We start from the raw sequence: 13,993 nt of genomic DNA, 5'->3' as shown, positions 1-13,993 counted from the left end.
AGCCGCTCAGGCCGGAAGCGCCGCACGCGGATCATGCCGGGCCAGACGGGCGAGCAGGTATTCAACCTCCTCGCGCGCTGCTGCCGAAAGCGCACCGGCGGGGCGCCGCTGGGCGTCCGAGGTCAGCAGGCCCCGGCGCATCAGCACGTATTTCCGCACGGCGAGGCCGACACCCGGCTGTTGCTCGTAACGCAGCAGGGGCAGATGGGCATCGAACAGATCATGCGCGGCATCACGATGCCCGGCCTTGGCGAGCCGGACGATATCCACCAGCATTTCCGGGAAGGCATAGCCGGTATTGGAGCCGTCAGCGCCGCGATCCATCTCGAAATCGAGAAAGAGACCACCATTGGCCGTCATGATCGAGACAGGCCTCAGACTGCCCTCTGCCTGCCATTTGCGCAGGGTGCTGATCTTCTCGAGGCCGGGCCAGTCCTCTGCCTTGAGCATCACGCAGGAGGGATTGTCGGTGATGATGCGGCGGATGACCCCCGGCGTCATGACGACATTGGTGATCAGCGGGTAATCCTGGATCACGAAGGGGATGTCGCGGCCGATCGCCTGCACGGCATCGGCATAATAGCCGACGATCTGGTCATCGGTGCGGAGCGTGTTCGGCGGCGCGATCATGACCGCAGCTGCCCCGGCCTCGACCGCTTCGCGCGCGAGCGCCCGCATGGCCGCGAAACCGGGCGCGGAAACGCCGACAATGATCGGCCGGCCAGCCATCACCGCCACCGTCCGGCGAAGCATCTCGAGCGATTCAGCCGCTTCGAGCTTGGGTGCCTCGCCCATGATGCCGAGGATGGTCACGCCCTCGGAACCGACGGCGAGGTAATGGGCGAGCAGCCGTTCGAGGCTGGCCCAGTCGATCTCGCCGCCGGGCAGGAACGGCGTCGGCGCGATGGGAAAGACCCCCGTGAAGGCCTCATGGGAGATCATTCGCCCCTCCCTTTCGTGGCCTCGTAGCGCGCCTTGGTCTCGGCATTCATCGGGTAGAGCCCCGGCAGCGGGATGCCCCTGTTCACCTCGTCCATGATCCAGGCTTCCATCCGCTCCTGCTCGACGGCGAGCGGCACGATGGCCTCGACCAGCGCCTCGGGGATCAGCACCGCGCCGTCATCATCGGCCACGATGACATCATTCGGGAAGATGGCGACGCCGCCGCAGCCGATCGGGCGCTGCCAGTCGACGAAGGTCAGACCGGCCACGGAAGGCGGTGCCGCGGCACCGCTGCACCAGACCGGGAGGCCCGTGCCGAGCACGCCGGCGAGATCCCGGACGACGCCGTCCGTGATGAGGGCCGTCACCTTGCGGTGCTGCATCCGGGCGCAGAGGATATCCCCGAAAATCCCGGCATCCTGCACGCCCATCGAATCCACCACGGCGATCACACCTTCCGGCATGGCCTCGATGGCGCCACGGGTGGAGATCGGCGAGGACCAGCTTTCCGGCGTGGCGAGATCCTCGCGCGCCGGCACGAAGCGCAGCGTGAAGGCGCGGCCGACAAGGCGCGGCTGGCCGGTGCGGATCGGCATGGCACCGCGCAGCCAGACATTGCGCAGGCCCTTCTTGAGCAGGATCGTGGTGAGGGTGGCCGTGGTGATGGCGGCAAGGGCCGTGCGGATCTCGGCCGCGAGCGGCTTCACGGCCGGCATGTCGAACGTAACGGACATCGGGTTTCCTGACATTCAGATGTTGGGGAGCGCGCCGCCATCAACCCGGATGACCGAGCCGGTGACGTAGGAGGCGCGCGGAGAGGCAAGGAAGACAGCCATATCGGCGAATTCGCGCGGGTCGCCGTAGCGGCCAACGGGGATCGTCGCCTGGCTGGCGGCCGAGACCTCCTCGACGGGGCGCCCTTCGCGCTTGGCCTGGCCGGCATCGATCGAGCGGACGCGGTCGGTGAGGATGCGGCCGGGCGCGAGCACGTTGACGGTAATCCCGTCCCGCGCGACCTCGCGGCTCAGTGTCTTGGACCAGCCGACGAGCGAGGCACGGAGCGTGTTCGACATGCCGAGATTGGGAATCGGTGCCACGACACCCATCGAGGTCGAGGTGAGGATCCGCCCCCAGCCGCGCTGTCGCATGCCCGGCAGCACCCGGTCCGTGATGGCCAGCACGCAGAGCACCATGGACTGGAAATGCGCCTGCCAGGTTGCGATCGACTGCCCGGCTGCCGGCGAGGGCGGCGGGCCGCCGGTATTGTTCACCAGAATATCGATCGGGCCCAGCTTCGCCTCGATCTCCGCAATGGCGGGCTCGATCCGGTCGAGATCGGCCAGATCCCAGACGAGCGGCAGCACTTCGCCGCCCTTTGCGCGGATCGCTGCCGCCGTGGCCTCAAGCTTGTCTGCCTTCGTGCCCGTGATCGCCACGCGGGCGCCTTCCTCCGCCAACACTTCGGCAATGGCGGCGCCAAGGCCGCCCGAGGCCGCGGTGACCAGAGCCACCTTGCCCTTCAATCCCAGATCCATGGAACATCCTTCCTTATTCCGCCGTAACGGCTTTCTGCCTTTCTAGCGGGCAGGCAGTGCCGCCGGAAAGGGCAAAACGCGAAATCCGCGCGGGCATTGGTGCCCGCGGGGCGCGCCTTTCGTTGCGGGAATCAATCAATTCCGGCCAAAATTGCCGGATCATGAGCCCGCAAGACCGGTTGTTGCAGACGAAACCGCCTCAACCCTGCCGGGAAGCGCGCATTTTGACACGGCACTGGCATGGCGATTGCCAGAATGAAAACCCGTGTCTAGTCTTTTGCCATCCGCTGCCGGGACAACAACAAAATCCCCGGTGGCCCGAATGTCCCGGCCCAGCCGGGTTGTCCAGGGGAGACCATCATGACGACGTTCCGCAAATCGCTGTGGCTTGCGCTCATCGCCTCGACCTTCGCAGTCGGCGTGGCCGAAGCCCGCACGCTCAAATGGGCCCGCTCGGGGGATTCGCTGACCCTCGATCCGCATGCCCAGAACGAAGGGCCGACGCATACGCTCAGCCACCAGATCTACGAGCCGCTGATCATCCGCGACCATACCGGCAAGCAGATGCCGGCGCTCGCGACCTCGTGGAAGGTGACGTCTGATCCGACAGTCTGGGAATTCAAGCTGCGCACCGGCGTGAAGTTCCATGACGGTGCCGATTTCGACGCGGATGACGTGGTGTTCTCGCTCGAGCGCGCCATGCAGCCGACCTCGGACATGAAAGGCCTGCTGACCTCGGTCGAGAAGGTCACCAAGGTCGACGCGCATACGGTCCATATCAAGACCAAGGCGCCGAACCCGCTGCTGCCGAACAATCTCGGCGACCTCTTCATGATGGACAAGGGCTGGTCCGAGAAGAACAACGTCACGAAGGTCCAGGACTTCAAGAACAAGGAAGAGAATTTTGCGGTCCGCAATGCGAACGGCACCGGCGCCTTCACGCTTGTGAGCCGCGAGCCGGACGTGAAGACCGTGCTGAAGCGCAACGACAATTACTGGGGCAAGAGCCAGGTTCCGCTGGAAATCACGGAAGTCGTCTACACGCCGATCAAGGCCGATGCGACCCGCGTCGCCGCCCTGCTTTCGGGCGAGGTGGATTTTGTGCAGGACCTGCCGGTGCAGGATATCGAGCGCCTCCGCAAGGATACGAAGCTGCGCGTCAATTCCGGCCCCGAGAACCGCACGATCTTCTTCGGCTTCAATATCGGCGACAAGGACCTGACCTCGGACAATGTCGAGGGCAAAAACCCGTTCGCGGATGTCCGCGTCCGCCAGGCCATGAACATGGTGGTCAACCGCCAGGCCATCCAGCGCGTCGTGATGCGCGGTGAGTCCGTGCCGACCGGCGTGATCGCCCCGCCCTTCGTCAATGGCTGGACGAAGGAACTCGACACACCGCCGAAAGTCGATGTCGCTGCTGCCAAGAAGCTGATGGCGGATGCTGGCTATCCGAACGGCTTCTCCGTGACGCTGCATTGCCCGAATGACCGCTATGTCAACGACGAAGCCATCTGCCAGGCCGCCGTGGGCATGTGGGGCCAGATCGGGATCAAGGTGAACCTTGTCAGCCAGTCGAAGTCGATCCACTTCACGCTGATCCAGAAGCAGCCGCCGCAGACGGATTTCTACCTTCTGGGCTGGGGCGTTCCGACCTTCGACTCGGACTATATCTTCTCGTTCCTCTATCATACCCGCGCCGGCAGCCGCGGCAGCTGGAACGCGACGCGCTACACCAATCCGGAAGTCGATGCGATGATCCAGACGCTCTCGGCGGAAACCGACCTCGCCAAGCGCAACGCGACCATCGCCAAGATCTGGTCGGTCCTGCACAAGGATGTCGTCTACATCCCGCTGCATCACCAGACCCTTGCCTATGGCATGAAGAGCGACCTCGATATCCCGGTCGATGTGTCGAACCAGCCGAAGCTGAAGATGATCTCGTTCAAGCGCAGCTAATCCTGCGGACAGGCGCGGCTCGCCCCGGGTGAGCCGCGCCGTTTTTTGAGAGTCTCATGTTTGCTTTCGCCATCCGCTCGCTGGCCCAGGGCGTGCTCGTCCTGGTCACGGTCGCGTTCATCGCTTTTTCCATGTTCCGCTTCGTGGGCGACCCCGTCGTCAACATGCTCGGCCAGGAAGCGACCCAGCAGGACCGACAGGAACTGACCGAAAGGCTCGGCCTTAACGATCCCTGGCCGATCCAGTTCGCTCGCTTTCTCGGCAACGCCGCGCAGGGTGAGTTCGGCGTCTCCTACCGGCAGGGCCGCAAGGTGTCGGACCTGATCAAGGAGCGCCTGCCCGCCACGCTGGAACTCGCCGTGCTTTCCGCCATCTTCGCCACCGGGCTTGGCGTGCTGCTCGGCGTCTATGCCGCCATCAATCGGACCGGCTTCGTCAGCAATGTGATCATGACAACCTCGCTGATCGGCGTGTCGCTGCCGACCTTCCTCATCGGGATCGGGTTGATCTACATCTTCGCGGTCGAATTACGCTGGCTGCCCTCGTTCGGTCGGGGGGATGTTGTCCGACTTGGCTGGTGGAGCACCGGGCTGCTTACGGAATCCGGGCGGAAATCCCTTATCCTGCCGGTCCTCACGCTGGGCTTCTTCCAGCTGACGCTGATCATGCGCCTTGTCCGCGCAGAGATGCTGGAAGTGATGCGGGCCGATTTCATCCGCTTTGCCCGGGCGCGCGGCATTGCCGACCGCTCCATTGAATTGCGCCATGCCCTGCGCAACACGCTCATTCCCGTGGTCACCATTGCCGGCCTGCAACTCGGCTCGGTGATTGCCTTCGCCATCGTCACAGAGACGGTGTTCCAGTGGCCGGGCCTCGGCGCGCTGTTCGTCAACGCCGTGCAATTCGCCGATGTGCCGGTCATGTCGGCCTATCTGATGTTCGTGGCCGCCGTCTTCGTCATCGTGAACCTGACGGTGGATCTCCTCTATTTCATCCTCGATCCGCGCCTGCGCTCCGGGCGCCGCGTGGCGAAAGGACATTGACCATGGCCGACATGCCCTCCCCCGCCACGCCCGATGATGGGATCGACCGCCGTTCTGCTTTCGCACGCTTTCTCGACAGCGACCTGTTCTTCGCCTTCAAAAGTTCGCCGGTGGCGATGGTCTCCTTCGTGGTGTCTGTCGTGATGATCGGCGCAGCTTTGCTGGCGCCGCTCATCTCGACGCAGAACCCGTTCAACCCGGCCGAACTGAACCTCATGGAGGGGATGACCAAGCCGGGCACGGCCAATGAATTCACCGGCAAGAGCTTCATCTTCGGCACCGATCCGCAGGGCCGGGACATGTATTCCGCCGTACTTTACGGAACGCGGGTCTCGCTCCTGGTCGGTGCGGCCTCGGTGCTGTTCTCGGCGACGATCGGTGTGTTTCTCGGGCTGATGGCCGGCTATCTCGGTGGCCGGACAGAGGCTGTGATCATGCGCGTCGCCGATATCCAGCTTTCCTTCCCGGCCATCCTGATCGCGTTGCTGGTCTTCGGTGTCGCCCGCGGCATCATTCCACCCGCGCAGCAGGAGGGGGCGACGCTGATCCTGCTGATTGTCGCGATCGGGCTTTCGAACTGGGCGCAATATGCGCGCACGGTGCGCGGCTCGACGCTGATCGAAAAAGGCAAGGAATACGTGCAGGCCGCCCGCGTGATCGGGCGCTCGCCGCTCGTCATCATGGTCCGCCATATCCTGCCGAACGTGATGGGGCCGGTGCTGGTGATCGCAACGATCAACCTGGCGCTCGCGATCATCGAGGAAGCCACCCTCTCCTTCCTCGGCGTCGGCATGCCGCCGACCCAGCCTTCGCTTGGCACGCTGATCCGGATTGGCCAGCAATTCCTGTTTTCCGGCGAATGGTGGATCCTGTTTTTCCCGGCGATGACGCTGGTGATCCTTGCCCTCGCGATCAACATGCTGGGCGATTGGCTGCGCGATGCGCTTAACCCGAGGCTGCAGTGATGGCGACGGGCGACACTGCAATGGAGCCAGTTCTCTCGGTCCGCAATCTCAGCCTCGAATTCGTGACGCGGCGCGGCGTGCTGCGGGCGCTGAACGAGATCTCTTTCGATATTGCCCGCGGCGAAGTGCTCGGCGTCGTCGGCGAATCCGGCGCCGGCAAGTCCCTGACCGGAACGGCGATCATCGGGTTGATCGACAAGCCTGGCCGGCTTTCGGGCGGCGAAATCTGGCTCAAGGGCCAGCGGATTGACAATATCGGCCATGACGGCCTGCGGAAAATCCGCGGGCGGCGGATCGGCATGATCTTCCAGGATCCGCTGACCTCGCTCAACCCGCTCTTCCGGGTGGGCGACCAGATTGCCGAAACCGTTCTCACGCATATGCCGGTCAGCAAGGCGGAAGCGCGGGCTCGCGCCCTGGCCCTGTTGACCGAAGTCGGCATTCCCGCGCCGGAGAGCCGGATCGATGCCTATCCGCATGAATTCTCCGGTGGCATGCGGCAGCGTGTGGTGATCGCGTTGGCGCTGGCGGCCGAACCGGATCTTATCATTGCAGACGAACCAACCACGGCCCTTGATGTCTCGGTGCAGGCACAGATCATTACCTTGCTCAAGCGTCTCTGCCGGACGCGCGGGACCTCCGTCATGCTGATCACGCATGATATGGGCGTGATCGCCGAGACCGCCGACCGGGTGGCGGTAATGTATGCTGGCCGGATCGTCGAGATCGGCCCGGTTGCGGATGTGATCCGCCAGCCGAAGCATCCCTATGCCACAGGGTTGATGGGGGCCATTCCCGCCCTCGGCGCGAAGGTTCAGCGGCTGACGCAGATTTCCGGTGCGATGCCGCGGCTCAACGCCATTCCGGCAGGCTGTGCGTTCCGACCGCGCTGCACCGAGGCGATCGGGAAATGCGCCGAAGCCGTTCCTCCGCTGGTGCCCGTCGGCGCCACATCAGCGCGGTGCTGGCTGCATGAAGCGCAGGTCGAGCGGAGTGCGTCCCATGGTTGAGCCCGTGCTCCGTGTCGAGAATGTTCGCCGGCTTTTCGATGTTTCGAAACCGTGGCTTGAACGGGTCATCGCGCGCGAGAAACCTCAATTCCTGCGGGCCGTGGACGAAGTGTCCTTCGAGATCCGCCCGGGCGAGACTTTTGCTCTCGTCGGCGAATCCGGTTCCGGCAAATCCACCGTTGCCAAGATGGTGGTCGGCCTGCTGCCGCCCAGCGAAGGTGCGGTGCATTTTTCGGCCTCGATGGGCGGCGCGCGGGTTCGACCCGGCGCGATCCAGATGATTTTCCAGGATCCCTATGCGAGCCTCAATCCGCGCTGGCGGATCCGCGATATCATCGCCGAGCCGATGGAAGCGTTGAACCACCCGGCCGACCCGGCCGCGCGGGCGGCCCGCGTTGCCGATCTGCTCACGTTGGTCGGTCTCTCCCCGCTCGACGGCGAGAAGTATCCGCACCAGTTTTCCGGTGGCCAGCGGCAGCGTGTTGCGATCGCACGAGCCCTCTCATCGGAACCGCAATTCCTGGTCTGTGACGAACCGACTTCTGCGCTCGATGTGTCGGTGCAGGCGCAGATCCTCAATCTGATGCGCGATCTGCAGGAAAGGCTGGGCCTGACCTATCTCTTCATCTCGCATAATCTCGCGGTGGTCCGGCACATGGCCCACCGGATTGGCGTGATGTATCTCGGCCGCCTGGTTGAAGTGCAGGAGACGGAGGCGCTTTTTGCCGCGCCGCGCCATCCCTACACGCGGCTGCTGATTGATGCGGTGCCGGATCTCGAGCAGATCGGCCGGGACCGGGTGCCCGTGCAGGGTGAGGTGCCGAGCCCGATCAACCCGCCTTCCGGCTGCACTTTCCACCCGCGCTGCCCGCTGGCGATGGAGATCTGCATGCGCGAAGTGCCGGGCTTTGACGGCTCGGTGGCCTGCCATGCCGCGAAAGGCCAGGCAATGGCCAGCAGCCCGCCGCTCTCCTGACGGCTCAGGGCCTGAGGGTGGCTTCGACCGCTGCGCCAAGGGCCAAGAGCCGCCGGTCCTGCATCGGCGCGCCGAGCAGCATCAACCCGACCGGCAGGCCGGAGACGGGCAAGGGCAGGGAAAGCGCCGGGCAATCGAAGAAATTGGCCGGGCTGGTATTGCGCAAGGCCAGCACGTTCTTGCGGGCGAACAGTTCCGGATCGGCTTCCAAAGCGGCGATGACCGGAGCCTGAAGCGCGCAGGTTGGCAGGATAAGCGCATCGAAGGGGGCGATTCGGCGAGCGAACTCGCCCTTGAGCCGGTCGCGCTCGCGCAGCGCAGTGATGTAAGCGGGCGCGGATATACTGGCGCCCGGCCGGATCCGCGCAAGGACCCGCGCGTCGAAATCCGCGGCCCGGCTCTGGAGCCATTCGTGGTGGATTTCGGCGGCCTCGCAGGCGGCAATCGGTGCGCCGGCAAGAACACCGCGCATGGCAAGAACAAGATCATCAATCGACAGTTCGCGCATATGCGCACCGAATTCACTGAGCCGGCTTATGGCTTCTTCGAAGGCATCTGCCACGGCCGGCTCGGTTTCCTCGAACAGGAGCCCGCGCGGGATGCCGAGCCGCAGGCCCATAACCGAAACGTCCGGCAAGGACTCGGGGTCGGCTCCGGCGAGGATTGCATCCATGGCGGCGCAGGTCGCGACATCCGGCCCCAGAGGACCGATGGAATCGAGCGTGTAGGAGAGCGGGAACGCACCGGCCTTTGAAACGCGGCTGCTGGTCGGCTTGAAGCCGACAATCCCGTTAAAGGCGGCGGGAATGCGGGTGGAGCCACCGGTATCTGTGCCGAGGGTGAGATCGGCCAGACCGAGCGCAACGGAAACCGCGCCGCCAGATGTCGAGCCACCGGGCACGCGGGCGGGATCAACCGCATTGCCCGGTGTCCCGTAATGCGGGTTCAGCCCGATGCCGGAAAAGGCGAATTCGCTCATATTGGTCCGGCCGATGAGGATGGCGCCGGCGCGCCGCAGGGCGGCCACCGTCGGCGCATCGGAACCGGCGGGCGCGTTGTCCTTCAGGATGACGGAGCCGGCGGTTGTGACCTGCCCGGCCATGTCGAACAGGTCCTTGATCGAGATGATCCGGCCATCGAGCGGGCCAAGCGCGATTCCGGCCTTGCGGCGCAGGTCCGCGGCATCGGCCTCGGCACGGGCACTGTCTGGCAGGAGCCGTGTGAAGAGATGGCGTGCGCGCGGTTCCGCGGCGGCCGCAAGTTTCTGTTCAAGGCGCTCGCGGTGAAGGGGGCTCGACATCGGACCTGCTCGGCTCGGGGGGAGGACGATCAGGCTATAGCCGATGGCGAGCCCCGGTTGAAGGCCCATCACAGGGCGGCGAGTCGGGCCTTCAATCCCTCGAAGCGGGCAAGCTGGTCCGGCAGCAGGTTCCGCTCGCTGTCCCGCCGGACAAAAATCTTGAACATGGCCTCGCCCTCGCCGTTGAAAAACTGGATCGAGCAAGAGCGCCGGCCGTGAAAGGCGCGGTCCACCAGATAGATGGCCCTGCAATTCGCGGCGCGGATATGCCCGCCGATCGGGCTGTCGCCATGGATGTTGTAATAGCCCTGGCCGAAGGTTCCGGCGGGCAGGCTGCCCTCGCATTCCAGCACGATATCGGCCGTATGGACGATGAAGAGGATCTCGCCCCAAGTGCCGACCTCGCGCCAGATTGCCTCGAACTGCTCGCTCGGGGCAAAGAGGCGCTGCGCCTCCGGCATGGCCTCAAGCGCAACCTGGGTCGGAACGCCGGCTTCGCGTGCCATGGCCTCGACGACACCATCCGGCTTCTTCGCGATCATGTCGCGCAGCAGGGCCATGCGATCCGCCATGTCAGCCGCTGCCGGCCGGAGAGGAGTGACATTGCTCATGAAGCTTACTCCGCCGCAGCGCGCGGGTTGCGGTTGTCATCCAGCAGGATAACCTCGAACCCTTCGAATTCCGGGTGGCCGATCGAGACCGGGCGGCCCTGCCCTGCGCGGGCATGGGCCTTGCGGAACTGCTCGGACTGGGTCCAGGCGGTGAATTCCGCCTTGCCTGCCCAGACCGTGTGCGAGGCATAGAGCGTGTGATCGTCCCGTTCGGGGCCCTTGAGCAGCGAGAATTCGATAAAGCCCGGCAATTCGTGGAGATAGCTCTCGCGCGAACGCCAGATGGTTTCGAATTCGGCCTCGTTGCCCTTGGCAACACGGAATCGGTTCATGGCGATAAACATGGCAGGTCCTTTCCTTGCTTCAGTGGAGTTCGTAGCCAATGGAAAGCCGGAAGCTGACCGTTGCAGGCCCCCCTTCCGGCAATGCGGGGAAGGGCTGCGCGCGGCGAACCGCGGCAAGCGTCGCAGCGTCGAGTACGGCATGGCCGGAGCCTTTGACGACAGCGACAGAGGCCACCCGCCCATCCCGCGAAATGACAAGGGCGATGGTTGTCCGGCCGGTCTGGCCGCGATCCTGCGCGGCCTCCGGATAGGATTTCTGCCGCTCGATCAATGCGCGCACGCGCGCTCCATAGGCTGCCGTCAAGGCCGATCCGGCGACACTTCCGGCACCACCAGTGCCCGCACGGCTTGCCGCCTGCCGGTTTGCGGCCTGCTGGCCGGCGCCTTCACGCCCCCGGCCCGGACCATCTACCGGGCGGTTGGCAACCGGCTGGCTGCGTTTCGGGTTGGGCACTGACGCGCGCTTCGGCACCACTGGCGGCTTGGCCTCCATTCTTGGCTTGAGTTCCGATCGCGGCCCCGGCGGGATGGCGATCTCGGCTGGTCCGACGGGCGGAGGCTCTGAAAGGACGATGTCCGGTGCGGACGGCACGGGCGCGAGGATCACCGGTTCCGGGACAGGCGGAACATCCGGCACCAGGGCTGGCGGCACAGGTTCCGGCAGAACGGTGTCGATCGCGGGCGGATCCGGCAGGGCCAGCAAAACCGGTTCAGCGCGCGCGCCTTCGACTGTCGCGAGTGCTTCAGCCTCGCCGACAAGGGTTACCTCCATCACAGCCGGCGCGCCGCCGCGCTCCGCTTCGTCAGCCGGCGGGACGGGCAGGATGATCAGTGCGGCAGCAGCCATGCCGGCATGGAAGAGCGTGGAAAGAACTAGCCCCAGCCCGGTGCGCCGGATAAGCCGTGGCACCGGGCAGGGCCTTTCCCGCGTCTCGGGCAGCGGTCCCGGCAACGGTTCCGGGAGGGGCTCGGGTTGACGCGCCGGCAGGATAGGCCAGGCGCAGCCCCCCCCTGGCAATGCCGGAGCCCGACGAAGCGCGAGGCCCGTCTCCGCTGCCAGAGCGAACGCGCCGCCTGTCATCTCACATCCCCAGCCGGGTGGAGAAGCCGAACTTGGCGACAAGGCCGGGGCTGCGATCGCTGTCGCGATAGCGCTTGTAGCGGACATCACCGATGTTATCGACTTGCGCGAAGGCACGCATATCCTTCGCGAACTCGTAGCTGGCGAAAACATCAACCAGCGCATAGGCCTTGCTGGCATTCGCTGCCACGGAGGCGGCCGGCAGGCGGCGTTGCTTGTCCACCAAAGTAAGCCGGCTTCCGATCAGGAGTTTTTCCTCAAGGAACCGCAGCCCGCCGCCGACAATGACCTTGTCGGGATAGACCGATTCCAGCGGCGTGTTCGCGCTGAGATTGTCGCCGCGGATGCTCGACCCGGCGAGCGAGACATACCAGCGCCGGGCATCATAGACGAACTCGCCCTCAATGCCGCGCAGGCGGGCGCGCGCCACATTCGAGTAGCGGAAGGTGGCATCCGCACAGCCCGCCGGAATGGCCGGGTTGCCGCAATCATTGCCGGGGTCGGAGAAGACGCCCTCGATGAAGTTCCGGACCCGGTTCTCGAAGATCGAGACCTTGCCGCGGAAGGCATCGCCCGGCAGGAAAACGTTGTCGTATTTTAGGTTGATGCCGGCCTCGAGGGTTCTGCCGATTTCCGGCCGGAGGTTCGGGTTCGGAATGAAGGTGAAGGTCGAAGGCGCCGGATGGGCACCGTTGACCAGCGTTTCGGTAATGGCCGGAGCCCGGTAGCCCTCGGCATAGGTGATGTAGGGCTGGATGCCTTGGATCGGCGTCACACCCACGGTGATCTTGGGCGAAAGACGCTGGCCATCAGACGCGTTTCCGCCACCGCTGAGGGAATAGCCATCATAGCGGAGCGCGGCGATCACATCGACAATCGACCAGGTGAAGTGGTTCTGGACGAAGCCGCCGTAAACCTGCCGGCGGCCACCAGGCGTCGTCTCGTCGCCGTTGGAGAACGGATCGAAGGTGCGGACACGGTCCTGGAACCAGTCGACACCATAGGTCGAGGCCAGCTTGACCGGCCCGACATTGAAGCGGGACGTGTTATGGGCGTCGATACCGATTGTCTCGATCTTGAAATAGCGCGCATTGCCGATCTGCGCTGGCGTGCCACTGATCCGGACCTGATCGGTATCCGTCGTCGTGCGGTAGATGGTCGTGCTGAGACTGACCCAGTCATTATCCGGCCGCGAGAACGTGTAGCGCGCGACGAGATTGGTGGTCTCGACATCATTGGTCCGGCGCGGCGCGGAAGCGGTGCCGAGACCATTTGCGAATTCGTATTTCTGATACTGGCCGGAGAGCTTGATCGTGTGCCCGTCGCCCGGAGTGAGGACGATCTTCGCAAGGCCGGAACCAAGATCCTGCCCGGAATCGCGGATCGAAAAGCCGCCACCATCCTTATAGGGATTGAGATCACGGAAGCTCAGGCCGATCAGCGCCGAGGCCCAGTCAACGGGGCGGGCAGCGCCGATCACCGAGCCGTAGACGCCATTCTGGCGGCCGCCGAGCAGGGCAGTGAAGCCCAGTTCTCCCGCAACCTTTTCACGCGGGCGGAGGATATCCCTGGGTTCGATCGTCTCGAAGGAAACCACGCCGCCGATGGCACCGGAACCGTAGATATTGGCCACCGGGCCGCGTGTGACATCGATGGTCCGGATAAAGGCCGGATCGAGGAAGAACGCGCCATTGGCATTGTGACCGGAGCGCTGGAAATTCTGGCGGGCCCCGTCCACTGTCACCGCAACGCGGCCAAAATCCTGCAACCCGCGCACATTGACCGCCGTCGCCGGATCATTCGGATTTTCCTGCGTCGTCACGCCCGGAGTCTGGCTCAGGATCGTCCCGATGCGCTGCGGGTTCTGGCGGCGGATTTCCTGCCGGTTGGTCACCGAAACGGAGGCGAGCGAATCCACCGCGCGCTCCTCCTGCCTTGTCGCTGTCACGCTGATATCATCCAGCGCTGTCGTTCCCGGCGAAGTGCCTTGCTGCGCCTGAACCGCCGGCGACGCCGCCACGCCGATGACGAGCGAAACCGAGGCCATCAGCCTCTGTCGAAATCCGAATCCCATCTGTCTGCCCCAAACCCGTTTCTGATGACGTCTGGCTGGCTGGCAGGCCGCATTCGGCGGGGCGCTGGCTGGCTGGTTGCGGCAGGTCTCATCGCCTCCGCTTGACCGGCTCTATATATTCTGACATCTGAAGTCAATTAATCTTATGATTTTCCT

13 protein-coding genes are annotated in these 13,993 nt (G+C 64.7%); 5 read left to right on the top strand and 8 right to left on the bottom strand.

Annotation, left to right across the window (positions count from 1 at the left end; translation table 11 throughout):
* Window positions 1-6: 6 nt before the first annotated feature.
* Genes P0652_RS08035 through P0652_RS08025 form a run of 3 tightly spaced genes read right to left on the bottom strand, consistent with a single transcriptional unit; the run spans window position 7 to window position 2,477 of the window.
* Window positions 7-942: a dihydrodipicolinate synthase family protein gene (locus tag P0652_RS08035; protein ID WP_284178267.1), complete on the bottom strand. Its 936-nt coding sequence runs from the start codon at window positions 940-942 to the stop codon at window positions 7-9.
* Window positions 939-1,658, bottom strand: coding sequence for a ribonuclease activity regulator RraA (locus tag P0652_RS08030; protein WP_284178571.1), 720 nt, complete (start codon window positions 1,656-1,658; stop codon window positions 939-941). The genes P0652_RS08035 and P0652_RS08030 overlap by 4 nt, the downstream gene beginning before the upstream one ends.
* A 33-nt stretch (window positions 1,659-1,691) precedes the next feature.
* Window positions 1,692-2,477, bottom strand: a complete 786-nt coding sequence (locus tag P0652_RS08025) for an SDR family oxidoreductase (protein WP_284178266.1) — start codon at window positions 2,475-2,477, stop codon at window positions 1,692-1,694.
* 360 nt (window positions 2,478-2,837) lie between these two features.
* Here P0652_RS08025 and P0652_RS08020 point away from each other — a divergent pair, with 360 nt between their 5' ends.
* The 5 genes from P0652_RS08020 to P0652_RS08000 are packed head-to-tail and all read left to right on the top strand — an operon-like array spanning window position 2,838 to window position 8,427.
* Window positions 2,838-4,433: an ABC transporter substrate-binding protein gene (locus tag P0652_RS08020; RefSeq protein WP_284178265.1), complete on the top strand. Its 1,596-nt coding sequence runs from the start codon at window positions 2,838-2,840 to the stop codon at window positions 4,431-4,433.
* A 56-nt stretch (window positions 4,434-4,489) separates the two neighbouring features.
* Complete coding sequence (locus P0652_RS08015) at window positions 4,490-5,476, top strand: ABC transporter permease (RefSeq protein ID WP_284178264.1); 987 nt, start codon at window positions 4,490-4,492, stop codon at window positions 5,474-5,476.
* 2 nt (window positions 5,477-5,478) lie between these two features.
* Entirely contained in the window at window positions 5,479-6,441 is a 963-nt protein-coding gene (locus P0652_RS08010) for an ABC transporter permease (protein WP_284178263.1), read from the top strand.
* The gene (locus P0652_RS08005) at window positions 6,441-7,451 is read left to right on the top strand and encodes an ABC transporter ATP-binding protein (protein ID WP_284178262.1); all 1,011 of its coding nucleotides are present in this window, start codon (window positions 6,441-6,443) and stop codon (window positions 7,449-7,451) included. Before P0652_RS08010 ends, P0652_RS08005 begins: the two co-directional genes overlap by 1 nt.
* Complete coding sequence (locus tag P0652_RS08000) at window positions 7,444-8,427, top strand: ABC transporter ATP-binding protein (RefSeq protein WP_284178261.1); 984 nt, start codon at window positions 7,444-7,446, stop codon at window positions 8,425-8,427. Before P0652_RS08005 ends, P0652_RS08000 begins: the two co-directional genes overlap by 8 nt.
* 4 nt (window positions 8,428-8,431) lie before the next feature.
* On the opposite strand, the gene P0652_RS07995 is transcribed toward P0652_RS08000, so the two are convergent.
* The 5 genes from P0652_RS07995 to P0652_RS07975 form a co-directional block, all read right to left on the bottom strand.
* On the bottom strand, window positions 8,432-9,727 hold the full coding sequence (locus P0652_RS07995) for an amidase (RefSeq protein WP_284178260.1): 1,296 nt from the start codon (window positions 9,725-9,727) through the stop codon (window positions 8,432-8,434).
* A gap of 68 nt (window positions 9,728-9,795) precedes the next feature.
* Window positions 9,796-10,338: a heme utilization cystosolic carrier protein HutX gene (gene hutX, locus P0652_RS07990; RefSeq protein ID WP_502947491.1), complete on the bottom strand. Its 543-nt coding sequence runs from the start codon at window positions 10,336-10,338 to the stop codon at window positions 9,796-9,798.
* Between the two features lie 5 nt (window positions 10,339-10,343).
* The gene (hmuQ, locus tag P0652_RS07985) at window positions 10,344-10,682 is read right to left on the bottom strand and encodes a heme-degrading protein HmuQ (RefSeq protein WP_284178259.1); all 339 of its coding nucleotides are present in this window, start codon (window positions 10,680-10,682) and stop codon (window positions 10,344-10,346) included.
* A 19-nt stretch (window positions 10,683-10,701) separates the two neighbouring features.
* Window positions 10,702-11,592: an energy transducer TonB gene (locus tag P0652_RS07980; protein ID WP_284178258.1), complete on the bottom strand. Its 891-nt coding sequence runs from the start codon at window positions 11,590-11,592 to the stop codon at window positions 10,702-10,704.
* A 172-nt stretch (window positions 11,593-11,764) separates the two neighbouring features.
* Window positions 11,765-13,810: a TonB-dependent hemoglobin/transferrin/lactoferrin family receptor gene (locus tag P0652_RS07975; protein ID WP_284178257.1), complete on the bottom strand. Its 2,046-nt coding sequence runs from the start codon at window positions 13,808-13,810 to the stop codon at window positions 11,765-11,767.
* Window positions 13,811-13,993 lie beyond the last annotated feature (183 nt).

Source organism: Rhabdaerophilum sp. SD176 (genome assembly GCF_030143245.1).
Classification (GTDB): Bacteria; Pseudomonadota; Alphaproteobacteria; order Rhizobiales; family Beijerinckiaceae; genus Rhabdaerophilum.
This window is presented reverse-complemented; position numbering and strand designations above follow the sequence as displayed.